Source organism: Stenomitos frigidus ULC18, assembly GCF_003003795.1.
Lineage (GTDB): Bacteria > Cyanobacteriota > Cyanobacteriia > Leptolyngbyales > Leptolyngbyaceae > Stenomitos > Stenomitos frigidus_A.
On record NZ_PVWK01000030.1, the window covers coordinates 1 to 24,099 of the forward strand.

Below are 24,099 nucleotides of genomic sequence, written 5' to 3' on the forward strand. Positions count from 1 at the left end.
TACAAGGCGCACCTTTTTTGTATCCTCTTCCATTCTCGCTAATTCCGTTTCAAGTCCCCCAAACCCCGGATGTGCCCGGAGATAGCCTGATTCAGATCTGCATAATACCAAATCAATTAGTAAAGGCTACAGATCTTGCCCTTATCCCCAACCCTTCTCCCAAGGGGAGAAGAGAGCCGGATTCAAAGTCCCTCTCCTGTGGGAGAGGGATTTAGGGTGAGGGCGTATCTGTAGTGTTTATTGCGAGATTTGGTATAACACCCTACTTGGGCAGTTATACCGACATTTTTCAGCCTAATCCCCCCAGAAGAGGCGATATTCAACTCAAGATCTGGCTAATCACCTCGATCAGGAGTATTATGCGTACCAGAGCAGGTTTCAGCAGTCTAAACAGTAGTTAGACCGAACTTGCTTGTTCCAGTCGCTGTCGGCTCGTCGGCTAACTGCGACGGAAACAGCGGGCGATCGCGTTACTTCCTCGTCGATCACGCCCGCTCGAAAGTCTCTCGTTTAGTTTGCTGCGTTGTCAGCAATTCGTTCGGTTTGCGGTATCGAAATTCGTTCGTTTGGTCGAGAAAGGCGACTGAAAACGGGGGCAAGTCGTGTCTAACAACTCGGTTGCAGCGGACACAAGAGAGCGTTAGAGTGTTTGCGGCAGGCGATCGGTGCCGCTGAACCGACCCGTTATGCCGACCGACTATGAAGCCGTAGACTCTTAGCGAACCACTAACACAACCGTAAATCATTGGAGGAAGTTATGCATCTACTCAAATTCACCGCCGTAACTCTCATGGTCATGGAAGCGTCGGTTGCCAACGCTCAATCTGCCCCCTACCTCACTGGAAACAACTTAAGAAACGCAATCAGCAATTATACGCTTATCGGGCAAAATTGGGCGGAGTTCTACCAAACTGACGGGAATATCGCCGGAAGAGCCCGTAAAGATGGGCGAGTTTGCAATTACACCGGAACGTGGACCGCACGACCAGATCGTATCTGCTACTCCTATCCTGCACAACACGGTGAACCAGCACACTCAGGATGCTCTAAGCTTAAGCTCAACAATAATACAATCACCCACTTCGACCCAACTTTTGGTTGGCAGAAATTTGACGGCGTTGCCACGAGGTATTTTGGAAACGCACTGGACAGGTTCAGCCAACCTGATTGTCCACCCCCACCCCGTAGGTGATTATGCAAATTATTTATACGAGCAGTGCCGCCTGAACTTACATTTCAGCCGTTTTGATGTGTAATTAATTTTGTGTAACCACTTATGTACACTTGCTTCTTTTGAGAATTGAACAATTGAGGAAATAAGCTTATGGATCCTGTTTCTCTCATTCTTGCAGCATTGGTTGCTGGTGCCGCAAAAACTGCTGGTGGTGTAGCTCAGGATGCTTATGACGGATTAAAAGCTTTGATTAAGCGTAAATTTGAGAGCCAAGGCAAATCAGATTCAGCGACTATTCTGGATAAGTACGAACAGAAGCCTGAAAAAACGAAACCTCTTTTAGAAGATGAATTAACTGAGATTGGAGCCGATAAGGACGAAGAAATTGTGAAGCTAGCTCAAAAGTTAATGGAACAATTGAATCCTCAAGCAGCAGCAGATGGCAAGTTTAATGTTCAGATTTCTGGGGGTACAGTTCAAGGTTTAACCCAGCAAAACACTGGAACGATAAATCAGAACTTCAGTTAATCAAAAGGCTCTTAAAAAATGACTGGTGATAACCGTGTCAACATCTCTGGAGGTAACGTTCAGGGATTTATCCAAGAAAATCATGGAACTGTCACTCAAAACTTTATCTATCAAGTATCTGAATTGATTAATGGGCAAGCATCTGTTACGGAGCAGCCCTTAACTCAAGGGGAATACCGTCAGAGACGAGTTTTGCTCAGTAAAGTCAAAGAATACTGGATTGAAGGTGTTCTGGAAAAGTCATTACATACCAAGTCGATGATTGAACTCGGTCTGGAGAGCCGATTGGATGCAGTAGCTCGCCCGTTTAGTGACTTAGAAGAATTGTCAGAAAAGTCCAGACAAATTTTGCCTACAGGGACAAGCGCAACGGAAGTCTTCAACCAAATTGGAGAGGGGCGAACGCTGCTCATTTTGGGAGAACCAGGGGTTGGAAAGACAATTACGCTCCTGAAATTAGCACAGAACCTGGTTGCTCGTGCTGAAGACAATGTGAGTTGCCTGATTCCAATCGTGTTTAATTTATCTTCGTGGGGAAGTAAGCAACAGGCGATCACTGATTGGCTGGTACAAGAACTTTGGCTCAAATACCAAGTTCCAAAAAAAGTTGGTAAAGACTGGATTGAAAATCAACAATTGTTACTCCTGCTAGATGGTCTGGACGAGGTAAAAGCAAATCGACGAGAAGCCTGCGTCGAAGCGATTAACCAATTTACGCAAAAGTATGGGCAGACTGAGATGGTGGTCTGTAGTCGTATCGCAGACTATCAAGTTCTTTCTAGCCGCCTGCAACTACGAGGCGCGATCTATATCCGCTCTCTGACTCCTGATCAAGTCAACCAATATTTGGATGTTGCTGGTGAACAACTGAAAGGAGTCAAAAATTTGCTCCAGGAAGATGCTGCACTACAAGCGCTGACCAAATCCCCTCTAATGCTTAATATTCTCACCCTAGCATATTACGGCAAAAAAGCAGAAGATCTAGGTCAAACAGACTCACTAGAAGTGCGTCGTCAACACCTGTTCAATACTTATATTGAGCGAATGTTTAAGCGCAAGCAAGTGAATCAACAATACCCTAAAGAACAAACAATACAATGGCTATCTTGGCTAGCACAACGAATGTCTCAAACATCTCAATCTATGTTTTTAATTGAGCAAATACAACCGACTTGGTTGCAGACCCAATCTCATAGAAAAACATACTGTTTTGGAGCATTTCTGATTAATGTATTGATTGCTAGTTTGATGGGATTAATTAATGTTCCAAACATTGGTTGGAACTACGCTCTGTTGACCGCGTTATTTGGCGGATTGAGTGTTGGGACGGCTTATGTACTAGCTACTCTCAATGCCGGGGAAGAAATCAAAATAACTGAAAAGCTCGAATGGTCATGGGACAACATAAGTAAAAGTCTGCAAAAGGGTTTCCTAATTGGGCTTGGACTTGGTCTGATTATTGGAATGATAACTAGCTTTGCAGAGTTTAGCAACTATATTGTCATGTACAAAGATGCAATGGAGCGAATACTTAAGCTCAAGGTTAATGTGTTGAGCTTAGGGTTAATTTATGGACTATGCGCTACACTTCTCATTGGGTCAATTTATGGATTAACTGGTGATCTGAAATCCTTTAACATATCTACCAAATCAATTAGACCGAATCAGGGCATTTGGAGATCAGCTACAAATGCCTTAAAGATTGGGACAATTGACGGGCTAATTTTTGTACTGTTTTTTTTGCTGCTAGGCGTACACCTACAAAGATATCCACTGATTTTGGCTTTAAGGTATTCTCTATGTTATGGGTTGATTGGAGGGCTACTTTTTGGACTAGCCTCTAGCAGTGGTAGGGTTTGCGTTCAGCACTTTACCTTACGTCTCATTATTCACTCTAACAATTACGCTCCCTGGAACTACGCCCGTTTCCTTGACTACGCCAGTAAGCGCATTTTTCTGCAAAAGGTTGGCGGTGGTTACATCTTTGTCCATCGAATGCTATTGGAACATTTTGCCCAGATGAAGTGAGTTTCGGTAGAGGTCGCGTTATATCGCTAAGTGGCACGGCATAACAACCCTGGTGCAGCGGACTGACCCAAGCCACTATGTGGAGTTGCAAAGTCTCTGGCAGCCGTTGACCAGGAACGTTGTGCCGCTTAGGTTATCAGTGAGGGCAGTTACCAGAATTCATCTCCAATGCAAATTATTAAGTTCTATGATGAAATCGTTGCTATCAGTGAGTTTTGAGAAATGGCTATTGATACTGATGAAAACCAGCGTCTTGGATATACAGAACTCTGCGCAACGTATCACAGGTTGAAGAACTTCCGCGCAACTCTACTTGGGTTGCTGCCACTGGCTACTGGTGCTGGAGTTTTTGCTACCTTAAAAGATGCACCGAAAGCGGCTCCAGTAATAGGCTTCTTTGGTCTCTTGTTTACGATAGGGTTATTGATATATGAAATTCATGGCACATTACTGGTGAAGCAGTTAATTAGTGTCGGGGCAAAAGCAGAGGCTAAATTAGAAATCGAATGGGGGCAGTTCACAAAAAGACCAAAGGGAATCGGAGGAGATATTGGAGCATTAGTTGCGGCAATCATCGTCTATGGCTCAGTTCTCATTCTGTGGAGTTATCTTGCTTTTTTCTATAAGGTCTGAAATAGACAATTTTAACTGCTGGTGAATTTCGAGATAGACTAAGGGTTGCCTCTTCCGCATTTCTTTACTATGCTTATTCCGAATGCAGAGAATGCAGTCGTTGATATTCGTAAACTTCGAGATTACTGCCTCAATCGGGAACACGACGACGGAAAGCACAAAGCTCGGCTTTTTTCTTCAGTTTTGGGAATGACGGTTGAGAACGCTGAAGAATTACGCGAAATCCTACTTCAAGTGGTTAAAACCCACGAAGCTCAATTAGGGCGACGGGATGAGTTTGGGCAACGCTATGCTCTGGATTTCATACTGGAATGGCAAAATAGAAGTGCAACCCTTCGGAGTGGCTGGATCGTCGAGCATGGTTCGGAAATTCCAAGATTAACGACCTGCTATCCTTTGTAGTACTTGGAGGTAAAAACTGTGACAACTAATACAGTTAAATTGCTAGATGTTGTTGCCCTAACCATTGACTTTCCTGAATATAATTTGTGGCGGGGACAAGTCGGCACGGTGGTTGAGACATTAGCGGATGGGGCAGCGTTTGAAGTCGAATTCAACGATCGCGACGGACGGACTTATGAATCTGTTGGATTCCGTCCAGAGCAAATTATGGTGTTGCATTTCGAGCCAGCATCACCTGATATTAAGCCTGAAATGGTCACAGCGTAAGCGGTACAACAACGCCCATGCACCCGACCGCCAAAAGTTGCTCGGTTGGAATCGAGAGGTTATCTGCGGCGAGTGATGGGCAATGTTAGCAACACGCCCAGGCAGAAGACCGTATCCTCCCTGCCCCTCAGAGTTTTGCGATCGCCCTCCCAATACGTTCAACCCCCTCCTGAATGTTTTCCAGCGAATTTGCATAGGAAACCCGGAGATAGCCATCGCCATTGCGACCAAAGGCTGTCCCTGACAAAAGGGAAATGCCCGCCTCTTCCAGCAAATACGTGGCAAGGGCATCGCACTTCATGGGCAGTTGCGTGACGTTGGGAAAGGCATAAAATGCACCAGCAGGCTTGAGGCAATGAATGCCTGCGATCGCGTTGAGTCCCTCCACAATGGCATTGCGTCGCCGTTGAAATTCAGCCACCATCTGATCCACACAGTCCTGTGGTCCATTTAGGGCCTCAATGCCAGCGATTTGAGTGAAAGCACAGGTGCAGGAATGGGCATTAATCATCAGGCGCACAATGCCCTCGACTAATGGCTTGGGAAAAACCCCATAACCCAGTCGCCATCCCGTCATGGCGTAGGTTTTGGAATGCCCATCCAGCAAAATCGTGCGTTCTTTCATGCCTGGAAATTGGATAATGCTCACGTGTTTCCCTTCATAGAGAATGCGCGAGTAGATTTCATCAGAGAGAATGTAAAAGTGATGGTGACGGGCGAGTTCGGCGATCGCGGCCAAATCGTCTGCCTGCAATAAGCTGCCAGTTGGATTCTGCGGCGAATTGAGAATGAGTAACTTAGTGCGATTGGAGATAGCAGCCTTTAAGTCATCCAGATGGAAGCGAAACTCAACGTCCTCTCGGAGCGGCAGCGGCACCCCTTTGGCTCCCACAAAATTGATCACCGATTCATAAATGGGAAACCCTGGATCAGGGTAAATCACTTCATCGCCTTCGTTTACCAATGCCATCACCGTGAAGAAAATGATGGGTTTCGCGCCAGGTGCCACTACCACGGTACCGGGATCAATGTCGATGCCTCTGCTGATGGAAAGCTGTTGAGCGATCGCGGTTCGCAACTCCAGTAAACCTGCTGCTGAAGTGTAGCCGGTATAGCCATCTTTCATCGCTCGAAAGGCGGCTTCACAGATGGGAAGGGGTGTCGGAAAGTCGGGCTGCCCAATTTCGAGGTGAATGATCGATCGTCCCTGAGCCTCTAGCTGTTTGGCTTTGGCGAACACATCAAAGGCAGATTCGGTTCCTAACCGACTCATCCGTTCTGCAAATTCCATACGCTGACCTCATGGATAGACTTCAGGATTGACACAATGGGGCAACCGTTCGCCCCTTAGTCCCGCGACCAGATTGGCGATCGCCATCGTTGCCATTTTTTCTCGCGTCTGACGGCTGGCACTGGCAATGTGGGGCGTGATGATCAGGTTGTCGAGCGTTAATAAAGGGCTGTCTGCTGGAATGGGTTCTGGCTCGGTGACATCAATCGCTGCTGCGGCAATTTGCCCCTGAGCTAAGGCTCGATACAGCGCTTCTGGATCAACAATCGTGCCTCGTGCCGTGTTGATTAAAACCGCCGATCGCTGCATTTGTTGAAATTGGCGATCGCCAAACAGATGATGGGTTTCTGGCGTCAGCGGTGTGTGGATGGTGACAAAATCAGAGGCTTGCAGCAACTCGTCAAATGCGACAAACTCAGCGTTCAGCGCGGTTTCCAACGCTGAATCACATCGCTCTTGATTGGTGTAGAGAATGCGCATATCAAAGCCTTTAGCCCGTCGCGCCATCGCCTGCCCAATGCGCCCTAGCCCCACAATGCCCAATGTGGCTCCAGCGATATTACCGCCCAACAGCAAATCCGGTTCCCAGGTTTGCCATTGATGAGCTCGTGTGAAGCGATCTGCTTCCACTACTCGCCGTGCGGCAGCCATCAGCAACGCCCAGGCAAAATCTGCCGTGGCATCGGTCAACACGTCGGGAGTGTGTCCGACTGGAATCCGTTTTTCGGTAGCTGCGGGGATATCGATATTGTCGTAACCGACCGCCATTTGACTGATCACGCGTAACTGATTGCCTGCCTCGATTAAGGAGCGATCGATCGGATCAGTCAGCAAACACAGTAAGCCATCAATCGCTTGAATTTTGTTGAGTAACACGTCGTAAGGTGGCGGTTGCCGCTTTGTCCAAACTTCAACTGAGGCCAGCGCTTTGAGGGGGTCTAAACTGGCGGGTAGGCGACGAGTGATGAAGACGTTGGGTTGGGACATGGTGGTCAAACGCCTGAAGGAAAGACTAAACCATTAAACGTGTTCTAGGGCGATCGCGGTGCCGCCGCCCGTGCCATGACAAATGGAGGCAATACCAAGTGTCTGCTGCTGCTGCTTGAGCGTATGGAGAAGCGTGACGACGAGACGCGCACCGGACGCGCCAAGGGGGTGCCCCAATGCGATCGCGCCACCGTGACTGTTGAGTTTGTCAGCAGGCACGCTCAGCCAAGTTTGAAACAGCAGATTGTTAACCGCAAAGGCTTCGTTATTTTCGAAAAGGTCAATGTCTGACAGCTTTAGGCTGAGTTTTTCCAGCAGTTGCTTAACGGCCACAATTGATAGTTCTGGAAAACGCCAGGTTTCGCCACCCGCCCAGGTGCCACCCAAAAGGTTGGCGCTCGGGGTGAGCTGATAGCGTTTGACAGCGGTAGCACTAGCCAGCACAAGAGCTGCTGCCCCGTCTGACAGTTGACTGCTATTGCCTGCGGTCAAAATTCCATCGGGCTTAAACGCCGGACGGAGTTTCATCAGGCTTTCCAGCGTTGTGTCGGGTCGGATGCCTTCGTCGCGGTCAACGATTTGCGTGGCATGTTTCGTCTTCACCTCAATCGGCATTATTTCTGCTTGGAATAGACCACGATCGCGGGCTGCGCTGGCTCGTCGGTGCGATTCCAGGGCAACCTCATCTAGAGCGTAACGGCTAAAGTCGTGGGTTGCCGCCACTCGCTCGGCTTGTTCACCCATACTTTCTCCGGTTGTTCCATCCGTTAAACCATCCTGGAGAATGAGATCCGTCAGCGGTTCAGGTGCCCCTGCCAGTAGTTTATAGCCCCATCGAGCACGATGGCTCAAGAAAAAGCCCGTTTGCGACATCGATTCCATCCCACCCGCCAACACCAAATCGGCTTCACCGGCTCGAATAGCCATCATGGCATTGAGCAAACTCATCATACCGGAAGCGCAAACCATATCGATCGCAAAACCATTGACACTGGCCGGAATGCCCGCTTTTAGGGCTGCCTGACGCGGTACTAACTGCCCATGTCCCGATCGCAGTACGTTGCCCATGATGTAGAGGTCGAGCGCCTCCCCAGGAACCTGCGATCGCTCCAGTGCGGCTTGCATCACCTGTGCCCCTAAAGCGACGGGAGACAGACTGGCTAGCGTCCCACCCAGGCGACCAATCGGGGTTCGTGCTGCGGCAATAATGTAGACATCGTGATTCATTTCTTTAACCTTGAGGGCAGGTAGTGAGGGGCGATGATCAAAAAGCAGGACTTACGCAAAAGCGGTCGAATTTCGCCCCCTAGCCCCCATCTTTTGGGGAACTGAGCCTACTAAAGCCCCTAGAATTTGGGGTTTGGAGGCAGGGTGTAAGTTCTACAAGTTTGGTTGTCTTTACGTCAGCGGCGATCGTGCGGTAGTGATCACGCAATACCCGCCGCATGACTTTGTTGGATGCCGTACGAGGTAATGCTTCCACAATCACCAGATCCCAAATTTTGAACAAAGGATTGAGTTGCTGAGCGATCGCTGCTTGTAGCAGGGCTGTTAATTCTGCTGGGGTTAAATGGATATGAGGCGCAGTGACGGCATAGACGATCAATTGGCTGGGGCCACCGTTGGCTGGGGCCACCGCGATCGCTGCTGTTTCAACAATGCCTTCAACTGCATTGAGCACCTGTTCCAGGTCAGCTGAACTAACTTTAATCCCACCCAGATTCATCGTGTCATCGACCCGACCACAGACGCGATAGTAGCCGTTGGGCAAGCGTTCTAAATAGTCGCCGTGTCGGCGTAAAGGCGTCTGATCCAAATGAGGCGTGTCAGCAAAATAAACCTGATGATGGTCTTGATTTAACAACTCGGTGGAAAGTCCGATCGAGGGTGGAATCAGAAAACCTTCGCCCTTATTGGCAGGGCGATCGTCGGCATCGAGAATCACAAAGTCTAACCCTAAGGCTGGGGTTGTGAAGGTGGCTGGAATGCAAGGCTGAAGAAGGGTGCCCGTGATGTACCCTCCCCCAATTTCGGTGCCGCCGCAGTACTCAATGATGGGTTTGTAGCCTGCCAGGGACATGAGAAACAGCATGTCTTGAGGATTGGAGCATTCCCCGGTGGAACTGAAGGCTTTAATGGCGCTCCAGTCCAATCCTTGCATACAGTGGGTCGCTTTCCAGTTGCTTACCAGACTGGGCACGACCCCTAATAGGGTGACGCGCGCCGCTTGAATGAATTGACCGTATGCCCGTGTGGTGGGCAACCCATCAAATAGCGCGATCGTTGCCTGATTGATTAAGCTGGCATAGATCAGCCACGGTCCCATCATCCAGCCTAAATTGGTGAACCAGGCAACCACATCGCCAGGATGGATATCGTGGTGTAAATGAGCATCCACAGCACATTTCAAAGGGGTGGTTTGGGTCCAGGGAATTGCTTTTGGATCGCCAGTAGTTCCCGACGAAAACAGGATGTTGGTGTGCGAGGCAGGAGATGCGGGAACCGCTTCAAAGATGGTGTTTGGGCTGAGAAAATCACTCCAGGTTAAATCGCCTGTGCGCCGTTTGCTCTCTAGCATTCCATGCTGGGAGAGCACGATCGCCCGTGGCGCCTTTGCCTCTACCACCCGGTTATACAGGGGTATCTGTTTGTCGCCGCGCTGAATCGAGTCTTGCGTAAAAATGGCGATCGCCTTTGCCAAGCGTAACCGGGTGGCAATTTCTGCAGCAGCAAAGCTATCAGCAATTGACACCACCACGCAACCTGCCTGGATAATGCCCAGATAAATTGCCACCGCTTCTGGAGTCATTGGCAGATCAATGGCGATCGCGGCTCCGGGTTGAATGCCCCATTGGACTAAACCATTCGCGACTCGGTTCGCCAAAGCGTGCAGCTCTCCATAATTCCAGGTTTCGATCGGCCCTCCTGCACGTTGAAAGACGATCGCGGGGGCCTTTTCTGGTGCTTGAAAGCAACTCTCTACAATGTTGAAGCTGGCATTGACTAACCACTGAGGCTGTTCTGCACCGTGCGATCGATCTAGCAGTTGCGTGTAGGGTTGCCGAAAACGAATCCTCAGTCGCCGAATCATCACATCCCAAAACGTGTCGCGATGGGGTTCCCCCAACTCCACAGGAAGGCGTGTTGACCACTGATGCAGTGCCGCATAGGAGGAAAGATTCAGCTCACGCATCAACGCTGCGATATTCGTCCCCTGAATTTGCTCAGTGGATGGAAACCAGGCAGGCGGAGGCCCTTGAGAAAAATCCCACTCGGCAAAGGTCGTTTCGTACAGCAGTTGATGGAGCGGAAACGGATGACTGGATTGCAGCACGTGTTGCGTGAGCTGTTGCCAACAGGCGATTGCCGGGAATTCAGCCAGACACTGATTAATGTGCGGCAGCAGAAACAAAGCCGTCTCCCGATCGACCCCGCACTGCATCATCTGTAGCAACACGTGCTTACCCATCGTCGCTGCCTCACTCAAACACAAACGTGGTTGATCCGATCGCGTTCCAGTCCCTCCCAGAAGACCGCAATCGCCTCCAGAATGGCTTGCCCACCCTGGATAAATTGGATGCGATCGAAGGCAGGTTTGAAATAAACGGCTTCGAGTTCTTCTAAAGTGTGACCAGCGTGCTGCGCTTCCACTCGATTGTGCCAGGTGAAAAACGCTAAACGAAGCTGGGGATGACGAGTGTGTTTAATGCGGTTCAATCCATCTTCCAACTCTTGCCAAAAGCCTGCTGCCGCCCAATTTTCCACTGCAAAGCTGGCACCCTCGGCAATATTTGGCTCATCACTGCCGTACAGGCGTTGTAGCTCATCACAAAAATGTAGCGTTGTCAGACTGCCATGTTTGCGTTGACCCAGGTCTTCGTAGTGTAATGCCAGCCCTTCTGCAACCGCAATCAACCACTCAAAATGAGCCGCTCGAAAGCGACAAATGCCACCATCCACGGTTCCTTCTGTGCTGACCACTTCAGGGTCTCCTTGCTGGTCTTTTTCCTCATCTGTTTTAGAAGTTTGGGCAGCGATCGCCCCTTCCATCCTCCGATAGATAACGCCCAACTCATTCAGCAAAATTTCGCGGCTCGCCCGCGATTGTTGCAGCGTGGGGGAATTAATCACCTTCAACAAGGCTGCAACCAAAAATTGATTGGAGAACACTGAAAACTGCTGAATAAAATGTCGCAATTCATCATCCGTTGCGTCACCTTGCTGAAACCAACGCGTATAGGCATTCTGCGTAATGATGGGATGCTGCAACAAAGCGTGATTAACTTGATTCAGGAACGTCTGAAAGTCATCGACCTGCGATCGGGTTAATTCTCCCCGTTGCAACCGTTCTTGAATACGAGGAGACACGGTCAAGTGAGGAGTGGTGAAGGTTAGAACGGATGTCATGAGGAGAACCCTCCAAAACGGGCGAAAAGATAAGCTTAATACTGTGTAGGGGCGGGTTTAGGCAATACGTGATCAGCTCTATTCCTGCTAAGGGCAAAACCTGCCTCTACAGGCATCTGCCACGATCGCAACTTATTCAGTATGAGGCACCCAACTATAGGGATAGTGGCTGTCTTCTAGATCCAGCGCGTAACGGGTCAACTTCAACGGATGGAACGTATCAATCATCACCGCCAGTTCATCGGTGCGTTTCTTGCCGATCGACTCCTCATACATTCCCGGATGCGGACCATGTGGAATGCCTCTTGGATGCACAGTGATGGACGATCGCTCAATCCCTTTCCGCGACATAAAATTCCCTTCAACGTAGTAGAGCACTTCATCGGAATCAACATTGGAGTGGTTGTAGGGAGCTGGAATCGCTAGGGGATGATAATCAAACAGCCGTGGCACAAAGGAGCAAATCACAAAGCCTGGAGCTTCAAAGGTTTGATGGACAGACGGGGGTTGGTGAAGGCGTCCGGTAATTGGTTCAAAATCGGCAATGTTGAAGGCATAGGGATAGAGAAAGCCATCCCAGCCAACCACATCCAAGGGATGATGATGATAGAGGTAGGCTGTGATGCGATCGTGGGCTTTCACCCGCACTTCAAACTCACCCACTTCATCATGGGGGGTTAGGGCTTGTGGGGGACGCAAATCGCGTTCAGCGTAGGGCGCATGTTCCAGCAATTGGCCGTAGCGGTTGCGATAACGAGCAGGCGGTTCGATGTGTCCCTGTGCCTCAATGATTAACATGCGCTGGGCAACTCCATCCGGCACGATGCGCCACATTACCCCAGTCGGAATGACCAGATAATCCCCTGGGCGATAGGACAACGTGCCATACTGGCTTTCTAAGATACCGCTCCCATCATGAATGAAAATGACTTCATCACCGTGTGCAAAGCGATACCAATAAGACATGGCTTCCGTGGGTTGTGCCACAGAAAGACACACATCGGCATTTGCCATGAGCGGTACGCGAGACGCGATCGCATCACCTTGCCTCAACGCTTTGGCCGTGCGTAAATGGCGATGCCGTAACGCTCCCGGTGCCTCAAACTCCAGTGCGATCGATTGCTCTAGCGAAACCTTATAAACTTGGGTCGGTGGGTGCAGATGATAGAGCAGCGACTGAATGCCCGTAAAGCCATGACTCCCTATTAGCTCTTCGTGATATAACGAGCCATTCGGTTGGCGAAATTGAGTGTGCCGCTTTTTGGGAATCGTACCGAGATGATAGTAATAGGGCATGGTCTTACCTCATAAAGACCGACGTTGAGGAGCCGTTGGGAGTTTTAAAGTTGTAGTGAGAGCGTTACGCTAAGCCCAACTCAGAACTCAAACTATCTCCTACCCTTCGGGAAGCCAACGCTACGGAGACGCTTCGCGTTTCTGGAATGCTGAAGGCTATACAAAATTCAAAACTCAAAATTCAAAACTCAAAACTCAAAACTCAAAACTCCTCACTCAAAGATTTCCTCGCAGTGCCTGTTCTCGTTCGATCGCCTCAAATAATGATTTGAAATTACCTTCGCCAAAGCTTTGCGCACCGTGACGTTGAATGACTTCAAAAAATAAAGTCGGGCGATCTTCAACGGGTTGGGTAAAGATTTGCAATAAATAGCCCTCCTGATCGCGATCGACGAGTATCCCAAGTTCTGCAAGCTGATCGATCGACTCATCAATCTTGCCAATGCGTGCTTCTAAATTTTCGTAGTAGGTCATGGGCACATGCAGAAAGTTAACTCCGGCTTCTCGCAGTTGCATGACAGTTTCAATCATATTGTTGGTTGAGCAAGCAACATGCTGAATACCAGGGCCCTGATGATAGTCCAGGTATTCTTGAATCTGCGACTTTCGCTTGCTTGGAGCCGGTTCATTGATCGGTAATTTGATCGTGCCAGAACCGTTCTGCATGACTTTAGACATCAACGCTGAGTATTCGGTTGAGATAGCTTTGTCATCAAATTGAACGAGTAATTGAAACCCCATCGTCTCAGCAAAAAACTTAACCCAATGGTCCAGTGCGCCCAGTTCAACGTTGCTCACAACATGGTCAATGGTCTGTAACCCTACTCCGCGATTGCTTGGAACAGAGGACTGGGGTTGAAATTCAGGAGCAAAAATACCCTCATAGGCATGACGATCGACCAACTTAATGAGGACATCCCCATAGGCATGAATTGCCGCATAGCGCAGTAACCCATAGTCATCTTCAGCGATGGTGGGGGGGATGGCTCCGATCGCGCCTCGTGCGGTTACTTGTTTGTAAGCATGGACGACATCGGGCACTGCCAACGCGATCACTGCGACATGATCACCATGTTTAAGTACGCTATGGGCGATTGGATGATCAGGACTCAACGCCGTGCTGAGAACAAAGCGAATATTACCTTGCTCCATCAGGTAGGACGCAACTTTACGGCTTCCAGTTGCTAATCCCCGATAGGCTGTATTTGTAAAACCAAACAATGTTTTGTAAAAATTGGCTGCTTGCTTGGCATTACCAACATAGAATTCAAGATGATCAAAGCTGAGAATCGGAAAAAAATCAGACATTTAGGTTCCTCCTTTATAGAGGAAGAATTATGAATATAAACAATCTAAAATGTTCTGGGCTACCCAAAAGAACGGCTCAGATTACAGAACATTAATAAATGACTGTAATGGAGCGATCACTAACGAAAGCTGCGAACCAATGTTGAGTATGGCAAATTAAATAATGGTTGAAGCAACACGGGTTTGAAGCCTTAGCGGGGTTGTGAAGGCCCTAAGGCTTCTCAGAATTAGTTTGAGAACCAACCTGAGAAGCCATAATTAGATTATAGGTTTAACCTTTAGGTTCGTCCATAAAGGTAAGTAACTATGAAGATAGATTTCTCTGCCCTTTTAACCCAACAGTTAGCAAAGGATGGCTACTTTATGTGTCCAGATGGAGAAGATTTGATCGGAAAAGATTCCCTTGGATAGAGGTAAATTTCTCTTCAATCTGTTAACCAGGCAATAACCCTTACGATCAAAAGTTTTCCTGATCAATGGTTGATGTAAAAGCATGGCTCAATCAACTCCGTATGTTCATATGTAAAGAACAAGCGTTCAGCCAATTACTTAATGACCTAACTCAAAACAAAATTGCTAATGGCTATCTTTGTGTAGCGATCGTCGACCTGATACTCCAAAAGGAGGAGATGGAAACGCGTGTTACTAGCACTCAAACAACTGCTCTCATCGATCGTGGACTACGCCGGACTCTTTCCACCTGCTCAGCTCAGTTTGCCTGAAGCGATGACGATGTACGATCGTGCCCAAGCTTCTCCCGAACGGTGGCTCGTGGGTCGGTTTGTTTTACCAGCCGCCTGCTTGCCCACCTTCGTGACGATTCTACCAACTGTTCTGGAACCAGGACATTCCAGCCAATGGTCACTTAGTGTCATTCTTTCTCAAAATTGGGCAGCAGAACTGAAGCAAATACACCAGCACGTTGTCACTGATCAGCTTCTGATTAGTGCGTTAGAAGTGCCACCGCTGCTGCCAAGCGACATGCAACAGGTCTGCCTTCATTTGCCTGTAGGTGTGACCGCTTTTTTTGAAATTCCATGGAGTGCTGCGTTAGAACCATATCTGACGCTTTTACAACAGCCATGTGTCGCTGCAAAGCTCCGTACAGGCGGCGTTACCAGCGATGCCTTTCCTGACAGCGCCCAACTCGCTCAGCGCCTCTTGTCATTGGCTAAAGCCGAAATTCCGTTTAAGGCAACCGCTGGCTTGCATCATTCCCTGCGCGGCAAGCACCGCTTAACCTATAAACCCGACAGCGCTTCCACAACAATGCACGGGTTTCTGAATGTCTCCATACTGGCGGCTTTTGGCTATCAGCAGAGCGTGACCCTAGATGATGCGATCGCCCTACTTGAAGAACAATCCATGCGCTCGTTTCAATGCACCGAGACGACCATCTGCTGGCGCGATTACGCCCTGTCGCTTCTAGAGCTTGAACGGTTCCGTCAGCAGTTCTTCCACTCGTTTGGTTCCTGTTCCATACAGGAGCCGATCGACGATCTTCGTTCACTGAGGCTCCTATGATTTGCGCCATTGATGCCACTCACGATCCAAACTTACGTAGCTGGGTTGAATCAGCCAACGAGGCGAAGACTGATTTTCCCATTCAAAACCTTCCGCTTGGCGTTTTTCAACGCTTGGGTAGCGCTGAAACCCCTCGTATTGGGGTCGCGATCGGACATCAGATCCTAGACTTGGCGGCTTGTCACACTATTGGCTTGCTTGACGCGCTTCCTGAGCCTGTCCAAATGGCTTGTGTTGCTCCAAACTTAAATGACCTCATGGCAATGGGACGATCGGCGTCCCTGCCGTTACGCCATCATCTGAGCCAATTGCTACGTGTAGGCCAGGACCCCATAACCGTCAGCCAAGCGCTGGTTTCCATGTCGCACATGCAATTGCTATTGCCTGCTCAAATTGGGGATTACACAGATTTCTACGCCTCTATTTTTCACGCCACCCGTGTTGGGAAGCTGTTTCGTCCCGACAATCCGCTGTTGCCCAATTACAAGTACGTGCCGATCGCCTATCACGGACGGGCATCCTCGATCGTTCCCAGCGGCACACCCATTCTGCGTCCCTCTGGTCAATGGAAACGTCCAGACGACGCTGCTCCCACGTTTGCTCCTTCCCAACTATTGGATTACGAACTGGAAGTGGGTTGCTTTGTGGGCGTGGGGAATGCACTGGGGCAAGCCGTCGCGATCGCGCAAGCCGAAGACCATTTGTTTGGCCTCTGTCTAGTGAATGACTGGTCAGCGCGCGATCTTCAGGCCTGGGAATATCAGCCCCTCGGCCCCTTCTTAGCAAAAAGCTTTGCTACCACGCTTTCTCCCTGGGTAGTGACGATGGAAGCCCTTGCTCCGTTTCGTTGCCCTGCCTTTGCGAGACCCTCTCCCGATCCACAACCCTTACCCTATCTCACGTCATCTGCGAACCAGGAACACGGTGGCATTGCCTTGACTCTGGAGGTCTTTCTCTCTTCGGCTCAGATGCGTCAGCAGGAAATCCCCCCACTGCGCTTGAGCCACAGTCATTTTCAGCAAATGTATTGGACGGTGGCCCAAATGCTCACGCATCACACCAGTAATGGCTGTAACCTCCGTCCTGGGGATTTGCTTGCTAGTGGCACCGTTTCTGGCATGGAAGCAGGGAGCGCTGGCTGTTTGCTGGAACTGACGCAACGCGGAACACAACCCATTCGCTTACCGACTGGAGAAGCGCGATCGTTCCTGGAAGCGGGTGATGCAGTCATTCTGCGGGGATATTGCGAGAGGGATGGCTATACCCGCATTGGACTAGGGGAGTGTCGTGGGCAGGTAGCATGAAGCGGCTGTAGCTCAATAGCGATAGTGACATCAGAGCGTCTGAGGCAGCAGTTGTGAATCGTCAGCATCGCTCGTCATCACTGATCGTCCCTCAAGCGACAGGCCTCAGTTTTTGTGTATTTTCAACCAGGCTTTGAGCTAGCTGATCGAAACGCTCCGAAAGCTTAGCGTCCTGTAGTTTGCCATCGGCACCCAAGGCTTTCCACGCTTGGGCGATCGCAATTTGCTCAGGAATCACCCAGGCGTGAACCCAGCGTAAAATTGTCCGCATGTCATTCAGCGCGTTGCTGTTCGATTGCCCCCCTAAAATACTCACCAGTCCCGCCACTTTGCCTGAAAGTTGATCAAAGCTCATGAGATCCAATGCGTTTTTGATCACGCCACTGACGCTGCCGTGATATTCCGGTGTGACCAAAATCATGCCATCAGCGTGATGAAAGGCGTTACGCAGTCGCTCTACGTCTGGATAGTCTGAATAGTCCTTACCACCATCACAGAACGGTAGATTGAGTGCTGGAGGTCAAGTCTTTCGACTTCGGCACCCAGGGCCTCCAACCGTTGCGTGGCAATCACTAACGCCTGCTGGCTGTAAGAATCAGCTCGCAGACTGCCCGCAATACCTACGAATCTAACCATGGTCAGAAGTCCTTTTGCATGAAGTTGGTTAACTCAGATCTTGCACCATTCTTGATAAGCCCGGTCAGGTAATGGTTTGAGAACAATTTCAAACCCAAACTTTGCCGCAATATCTCTACTCAATCGAATGTGCCTGAGCAACTGAGCCCAGACAATTGAGGGCAATAATATCTCCAGTGTTGAGCGACTGGTCGCTTTCCAGTTGAGCACAGGAGGCCAAGACCATAGATCAATCCAATGTGCTAACAGATAGGCAATCAGCGACAAAACCAACCAGCGATACACTCCTAACTTGGTGCCTTGGCCGAAACAATGCAAACCAAACTGATGCTTGGCGGTTTTGAAAAAGCCTTCCATGACCCAACGCTTGCGCCCCAGCTGTAAGTCAGTAGTGCTTTTTTGCCTGTCACTCCAGCGTATAAAGATGATCCGTTAGTTTGATAAGACTCAAGGTAAGAATACAGTCAAGGGCAGACTGAAAATGTCGCCATTTAAAGGGAGCTTTGGGATCAACCACGGACTGTTGCTTTTTCTCTCAACAATTCTTAATCCTATCACTTTTTGCAACGGAACCCCTGGGCAAGCCAGATTCCGTCTACCTGGTAAAACTCTCCCCGCTGCTCGATGGTAAACCCGCCCAGCAAGAGTGCCAGCCAAACCTGAATGAGTGGCATCTGGAGCGATCGCTGCAGTTCCGGCAGTGAGACCGCCTGATTGTGATGTGCTTGCTGCCACTGACTGATTGCGTCTACCCAGGCTGTAACATCTTCCTCGTGGGCGATTGCGAGTGCTTCTTGCTGCGCTTGTTTCTGATCAACCTGCTCTAAAAATGCTAAGAGGTTGCCTTTCTCAACTGTGCCGATCACAGAATCAGACGACTGCGGTGTCTGGTGTCTCAAAGGTGAATCCCCTAAGACTGCTTCCAAATTGAGCGACATCGTGTGTCGCAAAACCTCCTGAAGCATGGCAGTCGTTAAAACGGGTTCAGCTTGCACAGGATTGTGTTTTTCTTCCCAGTCCTCCAATAATTGATCGGCACGAGCCGCCAATATACCAGTGAGTTGAGCTAAAAGATCGCCTGCTCGCTTCAGATGCAAGTGTGGCGGCAGGTGGTTTAGCAAGTCGTCAAAGTCGCTTAGCAGTTGACGCAGATTGGCAGAGCGAGGGGACGCGATCGCGGCTTGCACTGCCAGGTCTAAGTTGCGTTTTGGCTGTTCTGCCTGCATGTTGGCGCTTCGCTGCTCAGAAATTTCCATGAGTCAAACGCTTACCAGCCCAATCCGGCAGCCTGAGTGATGGCTTGCTGAGTCAGTTTGCCTTCCTTGGCGGCGTTCCAAGTCTCTTCCAGAAACTCTAAACGAGCCTGCATCTCGGCATAGGATTTGAGTTTGCTCGGATCAAGATTGGCAAAAGTGGGCGCTTCTAAATCCAAAAAACTGGCGATCGCCAACTCCACAACCTGGGTTTCACTCAGCCCTGTATTGGTGGCATAGTCCTGCAAGACTGCTGCAACGTGCTCAGGCAGAAACTTTAAGATGCCTGTATTGAGCGTTGAGGAGCATCCAGGTGCTGAGTGTGCATTCATGGTTAAGACTCCAGTGAAGGAATGTACTTATTATAAGATGGCTGAAAAACAAAAATTACCTGGTTTTCAATAGGCACAAGGACTGGGAGCAAGGCAGGGGTGATCAGCACAAGCGCAATCCCCAGATCTGCTGCTAAATAGCCATGAATCAGCATTCTTTATAGGGTTTGATGTCCGTTGCAGAACCGCCGACGCACGTTTGTCGATGAACCGATAGACAGAATTTCTCCAGCCTTTGTTTTAATGGCATAAATGCTGGGCGCACGCGGCAGGTCTAAGAAGTCCTCCGTTAGAGGAGTATTGCTCAAAGTTGACCCGATTAAAGAACCGCGCCGTTTTGGTTGCCTCTGCCTAAATGCGTTTGGTCAGATAATCATCGGTCATTTTTCAACGGGCATGAGGGGATAGGACATTGCTGCACTGGCATTTCTTTGATGACATCCTCGAAGCGAGTGACGGCAAACCGTTGGTGCAGGTCGCTCAAAAGCGTCTTGATGTAGTCGGCTACTCTGTCTGCTCTCATGCCCATGCAATGTACAGGCTTGACTTCAATGATTTTTTGCTCACCTTGCCAAACCTCTGCCGCTACCGCATGTACAGGTGTATCGTCTGCTTGGCGATACAGAACCAGGATGGCGGCTGGCGCAGATGCTAGTAGCGGTGGTTCGACTTCAATGATTGCAGACGGTTGATGGGCAACAGGCAAGGCAAGCTTTCTGTGCCTTCGCGGTTTACGGCTTTTGTCATCCCAGTGACGGTACTGGGACTGTTCCAGCTTCCAGATTTGGGTTTTGAGGCACTCGATCTGCCGTTCAAGCTGCTGCACTTGCTTACCACGATCGCACGCGGCTTCGTAATGGGCAATTTGTGCCACTGGAATGTAGAGGCTCTTTTTGCCGTTGGGGAGGAGTTTGCCCCTGCCAGCCCGAAGCCGTGCATATTTGCACTCTTCCTTCGCGGCTTTGGAAGCGGACCCGCCAGCAGGAGAGCGCTCAATGCGAACGCCAATGAGATAGTCTCCCGCTTCTTTAAGGGCTGCTAACTCAGCTTCTAGAGCGGTGCTGCGTTGCGCTAAATTCGAGTGCGATAGCATCAGCTATTCGTGTTACTTCTTAACTTCTAACAAAGTAACACGAATAGCTGGCAAGCTCACTAGCGCTCGCCCTTCTCATTCTCGAAACCTTCTCATGCCCTTGTTTCCATCAGGTAGGTTGCATCGCCTGTAACTCAACCAATTTTTGTTCCAGAGCACTTCTTACATCGTTTATTTCCTCTAGCTTCAATTTGTCAAATTTGAGTCCCCGTATCTGATCGGCAGCAGTCTTTTTCTTTTTGGGTTGAATCCCATGTTCGAGCAAGGCTTTTTCAATGAGAGTTTTAACTTCACTCAGTTTTAGTTTTTCCTGAACCATGACGGAGCCTAATTGTCGTCTCAGGTCGATCGCTTCAGCCTCAGACAATTGCAAGCGCTCAGCACTCAGTTTCTTTAACTCATTGAGCTTACTGATCTCTAGCCCTGTAGTTTGGATCAATTGCTTAAGGTCATCTGGGAGTTTTAAGGTTGGGAAAACATTACTATCGATGGACCCAGGATGTAAGCGGAATTTGAGTAGAACTTCCAGAATCTGCCGTTCGGTTTTTGACTTGAAATCGACATCAGCCAACCAAGCTGCTTGCGCTTCGGCTGAGACATCTAAGATCGCCCTTAACTCCTTCGCTTTGTCAAGATAATTGAGACGGTTGATCGCCGCCTCCAAAATTTTTGGGATCGTACTTTCAGGTGAATCTTCTCCAGCGATTTCGGGATGAGTGTAAAGGATCTGTTGCACTAAGCAAGTTGCAAGGTTTAGCTCATGCAGGTCTTTACGGTGAAGCGTGGTTGTAAGTGCTTCCCCTTGAATTCGCAAAAAATCGATCGCTCCCGATCGCAGAACAGCCCGAATCTTTGTTGCGCCTAATAGTGCTTGAGATCGATAGCGACGTTCACCATCAAAAATAAAGTATTTGATGTTTGCCCAGGCTGCGCGTTTGTCTGCTTCAGTTGGCAAGTCTGAAAACAAGACAAGTTTGACCTGTTCCCAAAGTTGATCCTTTGTTTCGGGTGCGAGTGGTATCAGAATGATCGGGGTATGCTGCCCTTCTTCTGACAGGATATTGGCAAAGGCGAGTATCTCGTCTTTTGGAAAGATTGTTCTTGGCTGGAAGGGGTTTCTGGTAATTTCATTCAGGGTAATATCTTGACTGCCACCACTCTGTTCGAGGGACTCTGCAAGTTGTTGTAATTTCGCTTCTAACTCCGCCTTATCCGTGTCAGAAGTTCTTGTCACCTTAAGCCGCGCAATTTCGGCTTCTAACTCCTCATTACGCCCTTCCAATTCCTCGATCACGGCCGCTTGAGACTGGTTTGCTGTCTGGAATGTTGCGCTTAATCCTATCTTTTGTCTTGCCATCTTATTTGTTCTCTAAAATCGCCAAAATTCTACGTACTACTGGATCTAAATCCTGTACTGCCTTGTTACCTGGTCGATAGACCTGTAACGGTAAGCCATAGCCACTGGCGTTGATATACTCGCTGGATTCTCGGACGATCGGGAAACATGTATAGCCTAACTGGTGAATTTGATACGGCAATGTCTCTTCTTCTGCAATATTGCTTTTCCGAACGACTTTTCCCTTTTGCCGTTCTAGTCCCAGGATCATTTTGTGCGGACCAAAATCTAAATCAACTCTGGTTGGCACAAACCCAATAATTTCTGGCTTGGGTCGTAACCGTAGTTCACGCACCGTTTCGTTGTACCAGGCAACCAACTCGGAAGCTCCGTCAGAATCTTTATATTCAGGTTTGATCGGAATCAGGAGGTGGGTAGCGGCGGCTAACGCAACTTTGCCCATTGGCTCTAACGACGCAGGCGTATCGATAATGACAACATCGGCATCAAGCGGGTAGTCATCAAAAGTATGTGCTAAGACATGATATTTGCTCGCCAGCGTCGAAATGATTAATTGAATGCTCTCCTCCAACGAAGCTCCACCCTGAATGAGCGTGACGTTCTTGAGATGTTCTGTCCAGATCTGGATTAAGGGATACTCTCCGTGAAAGCCTTTATCCAGAACTGCTGCCATTGAGCGCTCCTTCGGAACCGGAGGCAAGCCAACGAAACGTTTAATAGAGCCTGATTGATCAAGTTCTAAAATCGTCACCGTGTATCCCTTCGCTGCGATCGCATAGGCTAAATGCACTGTCATCGTCGTTTTGCCGCTGCCTCCAGCATTGCTCTGAATAGACAGGCGGACTTGCTCTTTGACCTTCATGGTTTAAAAAGGATTCAAGATAACAGTATCTTGAAAGGGGATAGTGGTGTGTGAGTAGTGATGAAATTCATATTCAAGATAACAGTAGCCTGACTATGCAGAACATTTTTTTGTGATGTTCTCATTTTGCAAAGTCCGCGTTTAAGATAACGTTATCTTGAAATAGTTTGATTGAGAGGATCGTCATGTCCTTCCCTGCTCCCACAGATTACACTTATGAGCAAAGCCTAGATCTCAATACTTTCATTAAAAATGCCCCAGTAACGTTCTTTTTTCGAGTCGCTGGGGAAGCGATGGCAGCAGGTTGTATTCATGATGGCGATCTTTTGATTGTCGATCGCTCCCTTGATGCCTTAAGTGGCAAATTAGTCGTTGCCGCCGTTGAGGGCGATTTGGTGATTCACAGGTTGTGCCTGGATCAAGGAAGATTGCAGTTGCAGCCCCTAACTCAATCCCACCCGTACAAGGGTGACTTTGATATCTGGGGAGTCGTCACAACTATCATTCACAACGTTTAGAGCCTTTATTTTCCTCTTTCTACTGATGCGTATGCCGTCTCCCATTACTGCTTTAGCTGATTGCAACGCCTTTTTTGTTTCCTGTGAGCAGGTTTTCCGGTTGTGTCGCAAACTTTTTAAGGTGACAGACGATCTGTACCAATCGTCTTGTCTTAAGTACTCACTCCAAAGATTTCGCTGATGAACTTTGCTTGAGAGACACTATCTCCTTGACTGATTTAGGGCGAACGCATACAAAAGTACATATCTCAATAAGCGCCAATTCTGGCTACTTTATTGCAAATGGTCTCATCAAGCAGAGCTTATTGCGAACAAAATTGACGGCTTTAGCGTTGCGTAGGTATAGATTGTGTTACCCCTAGCGTGTTAAGAAACGTGTGCGTTTGCCCTATTGACTGATTCCTTTCACTTGCCCTTTTCTGATCATCTGCATCGCTTCAATCCCACGTAACGTTCTGCTCGCACTGTTGAAAGACTTCAAACCCATCATTGGCTTGACAATGCGCTTAATGTTGCGATGGTCGTGTTCAACAAGATGGTTGAAATACTTGCTCTGGCTCAATGCGGTCTCACCCGCGATCGTCTCCTCTGCCTTCAGCGTTTCCATTGCTGCTGGGTAAGCAGCATTTTTAGCGACGGTGATCACTTGTGGTGCTTGCGTGCGCTGGGCTTTGAGTACCTTGCGGCAAAAGCGTGCGGCTGCCTGACGATCCCGCTTGGCACTCAGCATGAAGTCAAGGGTGTTGCCTTTTGAGTCCACAGCTCGATCCAAATCTTGCCACTCACCTTTGATTTGGATATAAGTCTCGTCCACCCTCCAGGATTGGACTTTTGACAAAAATAAAGACGCAGACCCCTTTACCTCTGCTGTCAGCAGAAGTTGTCATGAGTGAAACGAG

The 24,099-nt window shown here is 49.0% G+C and carries 24 protein-coding genes and 1 pseudogene; 9 read left to right on the forward strand and 16 right to left on the reverse strand.

Going from position 1 to position 24,099, the window contains the following annotated elements; genetic code table 11:
- Positions 1 to 944: 944 nt before the first annotated feature.
- The 6 genes from C7B82_RS31350 (at position 945) to C7B82_RS06175 (ending at position 5,032) form a co-directional block, all read left to right on the forward strand.
- Positions 945 to 1,256 carry a hypothetical protein gene (locus tag C7B82_RS31350; RefSeq protein WP_146141068.1) on the forward strand — a complete coding sequence of 104 codons (312 nt, stop codon included), beginning with the start codon at positions 945 to 947 and terminating at the stop codon, positions 1,254 to 1,256.
- 68 nt (positions 1,257 to 1,324) lie between these two features.
- The gene (locus C7B82_RS06155) at positions 1,325 to 1,702 is read left to right on the forward strand and encodes a hypothetical protein (protein WP_106255432.1); all 378 of its coding nucleotides are present in this window, start codon (positions 1,325 to 1,327) and stop codon (positions 1,700 to 1,702) included.
- Between the two features lie 18 nt (positions 1,703 to 1,720).
- Positions 1,721 to 3,730, forward strand: a complete 2,010-nt coding sequence (locus C7B82_RS06160; RefSeq protein WP_106255433.1) for an NACHT domain-containing protein — start codon at positions 1,721 to 1,723, stop codon at positions 3,728 to 3,730.
- Positions 3,731 to 3,952: 222 nt separating this feature from the next.
- Positions 3,953 to 4,363 carry a hypothetical protein gene (locus C7B82_RS06165; RefSeq protein WP_106255434.1) on the forward strand — a complete coding sequence of 137 codons (411 nt, stop codon included), beginning with the start codon at positions 3,953 to 3,955 and terminating at the stop codon, positions 4,361 to 4,363.
- A gap of 69 nt (positions 4,364 to 4,432) precedes the next feature.
- Positions 4,433 to 4,765 carry a DUF6883 domain-containing protein gene (locus C7B82_RS06170; RefSeq protein WP_106255435.1) on the forward strand — a complete coding sequence of 111 codons (333 nt, stop codon included), beginning with the start codon at positions 4,433 to 4,435 and terminating at the stop codon, positions 4,763 to 4,765.
- An 18-nt stretch (positions 4,766 to 4,783) separates the two neighbouring features.
- Entirely contained in the window at positions 4,784 to 5,032 is a 249-nt protein-coding gene (locus C7B82_RS06175) for a DUF4926 domain-containing protein (RefSeq protein ID WP_106255436.1), read from the forward strand.
- Between the two features lie 127 nt (positions 5,033 to 5,159).
- On the opposite strand, the gene C7B82_RS06180 is transcribed toward C7B82_RS06175, so the two are convergent.
- The 7 genes from C7B82_RS06180 to hppD form a co-directional block, all read right to left on the reverse strand.
- Positions 5,160 to 6,323 carry a pyridoxal phosphate-dependent aminotransferase gene (locus C7B82_RS06180; protein WP_106255437.1) on the reverse strand — a complete coding sequence of 388 codons (1,164 nt, stop codon included), beginning with the start codon at positions 6,321 to 6,323 and terminating at the stop codon, positions 5,160 to 5,162.
- A 9-nt stretch (positions 6,324 to 6,332) separates the two neighbouring features.
- The gene (locus tag C7B82_RS06185; protein WP_106255438.1) at positions 6,333 to 7,310 is read right to left on the reverse strand and encodes a 2-hydroxyacid dehydrogenase; all 978 of its coding nucleotides are present in this window, start codon (positions 7,308 to 7,310) and stop codon (positions 6,333 to 6,335) included.
- Positions 7,311 to 7,343: 33 nt separating this feature from the next.
- Positions 7,344 to 8,537, reverse strand: a complete 1,194-nt coding sequence (locus C7B82_RS06190; protein WP_106255439.1) for a thiolase family protein — start codon at positions 8,535 to 8,537, stop codon at positions 7,344 to 7,346.
- A gap of 79 nt (positions 8,538 to 8,616) precedes the next feature.
- Positions 8,617 to 10,779: an AMP-binding protein gene (locus tag C7B82_RS06195; RefSeq protein WP_106255440.1), complete on the reverse strand. Its 2,163-nt coding sequence runs from the start codon at positions 10,777 to 10,779 to the stop codon at positions 8,617 to 8,619.
- A 14-nt stretch (positions 10,780 to 10,793) separates the two neighbouring features.
- Positions 10,794 to 11,717 carry a hypothetical protein gene (locus C7B82_RS06200; RefSeq protein ID WP_106255441.1) on the reverse strand — a complete coding sequence of 308 codons (924 nt, stop codon included), beginning with the start codon at positions 11,715 to 11,717 and terminating at the stop codon, positions 10,794 to 10,796.
- A gap of 132 nt (positions 11,718 to 11,849) precedes the next feature.
- The gene (locus C7B82_RS06205) at positions 11,850 to 13,013 is read right to left on the reverse strand and encodes a homogentisate 1,2-dioxygenase (protein WP_106255442.1); all 1,164 of its coding nucleotides are present in this window, start codon (positions 13,011 to 13,013) and stop codon (positions 11,850 to 11,852) included.
- Between the two features lie 216 nt (positions 13,014 to 13,229).
- Positions 13,230 to 14,321 carry a 4-hydroxyphenylpyruvate dioxygenase gene (gene hppD / locus C7B82_RS06210; RefSeq protein WP_106255443.1) on the reverse strand — a complete coding sequence of 364 codons (1,092 nt, stop codon included), beginning with the start codon at positions 14,319 to 14,321 and terminating at the stop codon, positions 13,230 to 13,232.
- Between the two features lie 639 nt (positions 14,322 to 14,960).
- On the opposite strand from hppD, the gene C7B82_RS06215 reads away from it, so the two are divergent.
- Both C7B82_RS06215 and fahA read left to right on the forward strand, forming a co-directional pair.
- Entirely contained in the window at positions 14,961 to 15,845 is an 885-nt protein-coding gene (locus C7B82_RS06215) for a hypothetical protein (protein ID WP_106255444.1), read from the forward strand.
- A complete protein-coding gene (fahA, locus tag C7B82_RS06220) occupies positions 15,842 to 17,149 on the forward strand; it encodes a fumarylacetoacetase (protein WP_106255445.1) in 1,308 nt (435 codons plus the stop codon). The genes C7B82_RS06215 and fahA overlap by 4 nt, the downstream gene beginning before the upstream one ends.
- A 91-nt stretch (positions 17,150 to 17,240) precedes the next feature.
- Here the strand turns inward: fahA and C7B82_RS06225 are convergent, their stop codons facing one another.
- From C7B82_RS06225 to C7B82_RS06255, 8 genes and pseudogenes are all read right to left on the reverse strand, one after another.
- Positions 17,241 to 17,600 (reverse strand): NADPH-dependent FMN reductase, encoded by a 360-nt coding sequence (locus C7B82_RS06225; protein ID WP_245939760.1) that lies wholly within the window; start codon positions 17,598 to 17,600, stop codon positions 17,241 to 17,243.
- Positions 17,601 to 17,605: 5 nt separating this feature from the next.
- A complete protein-coding gene (locus tag C7B82_RS34995) occupies positions 17,606 to 17,785 on the reverse strand; it encodes an NADPH-dependent FMN reductase (protein WP_245939759.1) in 180 nt (59 codons plus the stop codon).
- Positions 17,786 to 18,009: 224 nt separating this feature from the next.
- Positions 18,010 to 18,160: pseudogene (locus C7B82_RS35000) on the reverse strand (IS701 family transposase); the annotation flags it as partial.
- A 179-nt stretch (positions 18,161 to 18,339) separates the two neighbouring features.
- Complete coding sequence (locus C7B82_RS06235; protein WP_106255446.1) at positions 18,340 to 19,041, reverse strand: hypothetical protein; 702 nt, start codon at positions 19,039 to 19,041, stop codon at positions 18,340 to 18,342.
- Positions 19,042 to 19,052: 11 nt separating this feature from the next.
- Entirely contained in the window at positions 19,053 to 19,370 is a 318-nt protein-coding gene (locus tag C7B82_RS06240; RefSeq protein WP_106255447.1) for a hypothetical protein, read from the reverse strand.
- A gap of 373 nt (positions 19,371 to 19,743) precedes the next feature.
- Positions 19,744 to 20,463: a hypothetical protein gene (locus C7B82_RS06245; RefSeq protein ID WP_106255448.1), complete on the reverse strand. Its 720-nt coding sequence runs from the start codon at positions 20,461 to 20,463 to the stop codon at positions 19,744 to 19,746.
- A 109-nt stretch (positions 20,464 to 20,572) separates the two neighbouring features.
- Positions 20,573 to 21,820: a ParB N-terminal domain-containing protein gene (locus C7B82_RS06250; protein WP_106255449.1), complete on the reverse strand. Its 1,248-nt coding sequence runs from the start codon at positions 21,818 to 21,820 to the stop codon at positions 20,573 to 20,575.
- A gap of 1 nt (position 21,821) precedes the next feature.
- Complete coding sequence (locus tag C7B82_RS06255; RefSeq protein ID WP_106255450.1) at positions 21,822 to 22,682, reverse strand: ParA family protein; 861 nt, start codon at positions 22,680 to 22,682, stop codon at positions 21,822 to 21,824.
- 167 nt (positions 22,683 to 22,849) lie between these two features.
- Here C7B82_RS06255 and C7B82_RS06260 point away from each other — a divergent pair, with 167 nt between their 5' ends.
- Positions 22,850 to 23,200, forward strand: coding sequence for a LexA family protein (locus C7B82_RS06260; RefSeq protein WP_281258932.1), 351 nt, complete (start codon positions 22,850 to 22,852; stop codon positions 23,198 to 23,200).
- Positions 23,201 to 23,588: 388 nt separating this feature from the next.
- Here the strand turns inward: C7B82_RS06260 and C7B82_RS06265 are convergent, their stop codons facing one another.
- Positions 23,589 to 24,038 (reverse strand): IS6 family transposase, encoded by a 450-nt coding sequence (locus C7B82_RS06265; protein WP_281258933.1) that lies wholly within the window; start codon positions 24,036 to 24,038, stop codon positions 23,589 to 23,591.
- Positions 24,039 to 24,099: the final 61 nt, after the last annotated feature.

Excerpts from the sequence above, each read along its gene's own strand:
- C7B82_RS31350 (WP_146141068.1), top strand. The coding sequence starts at position 945 with ATGGGCGAGTTTGCAATTACACCGGAACGTGGACCGCACGACCAGATC.
- C7B82_RS06155 (WP_106255432.1), top strand. The coding sequence starts at position 1,325 with ATGGATCCTGTTTCTCTCATTCTTGCAGCATTGGTTGCTGGTGCCGCA.
- C7B82_RS06160 (WP_106255433.1), top strand. The coding sequence starts at position 1,721 with ATGACTGGTGATAACCGTGTCAACATCTCTGGAGGTAACGTTCAGGGA.
- C7B82_RS06165 (WP_106255434.1), top strand. The coding sequence starts at position 3,953 with ATGGCTATTGATACTGATGAAAACCAGCGTCTTGGATATACAGAACTC.
- C7B82_RS06170 (WP_106255435.1), top strand. The coding sequence starts at position 4,433 with ATGCTTATTCCGAATGCAGAGAATGCAGTCGTTGATATTCGTAAACTT.
- C7B82_RS06180 (WP_106255437.1), bottom strand. The coding sequence starts at position 6,323 with ATGGAATTTGCAGAACGGATGAGTCGGTTAGGAACCGAATCTGCCTTT.
- C7B82_RS06185 (WP_106255438.1), bottom strand. The coding sequence starts at position 7,310 with ATGTCCCAACCCAACGTCTTCATCACTCGTCGCCTACCCGCCAGTTTA.
- C7B82_RS06190 (WP_106255439.1), bottom strand. The coding sequence starts at position 8,537 with ATGAATCACGATGTCTACATTATTGCCGCAGCACGAACCCCGATTGGT.
- C7B82_RS06195 (WP_106255440.1), bottom strand. The coding sequence starts at position 10,779 with ATGGGTAAGCACGTGTTGCTACAGATGATGCAGTGCGGGGTCGATCGG.
- C7B82_RS06200 (WP_106255441.1), bottom strand. The coding sequence starts at position 11,717 with ATGACATCCGTTCTAACCTTCACCACTCCTCACTTGACCGTGTCTCCT.
- C7B82_RS06205 (WP_106255442.1), bottom strand. The coding sequence starts at position 13,013 with ATGCCCTATTACTATCATCTCGGTACGATTCCCAAAAAGCGGCACACT.
- hppD (WP_106255443.1), bottom strand. The coding sequence starts at position 14,321 with ATGTCTGATTTTTTTCCGATTCTCAGCTTTGATCATCTTGAATTCTAT.
- fahA (WP_106255445.1), top strand. The coding sequence starts at position 15,842 with ATGATTTGCGCCATTGATGCCACTCACGATCCAAACTTACGTAGCTGG.
- C7B82_RS34995 (WP_245939759.1), bottom strand. The coding sequence starts at position 17,785 with ATGGTTAGATTCGTAGGTATTGCGGGCAGTCTGCGAGCTGATTCTTAC.
- C7B82_RS06235 (WP_106255446.1), bottom strand. The coding sequence starts at position 19,041 with ATGGAAATTTCTGAGCAGCGAAGCGCCAACATGCAGGCAGAACAGCCA.
- C7B82_RS06240 (WP_106255447.1), bottom strand. The coding sequence starts at position 19,370 with ATGAATGCACACTCAGCACCTGGATGCTCCTCAACGCTCAATACAGGC.
- C7B82_RS06245 (WP_106255448.1), bottom strand. The coding sequence starts at position 20,463 with ATGCTATCGCACTCGAATTTAGCGCAACGCAGCACCGCTCTAGAAGCT.
- C7B82_RS06250 (WP_106255449.1), bottom strand. The coding sequence starts at position 21,820 with ATGGCAAGACAAAAGATAGGATTAAGCGCAACATTCCAGACAGCAAAC.
- C7B82_RS06255 (WP_106255450.1), bottom strand. The coding sequence starts at position 22,682 with ATGAAGGTCAAAGAGCAAGTCCGCCTGTCTATTCAGAGCAATGCTGGA.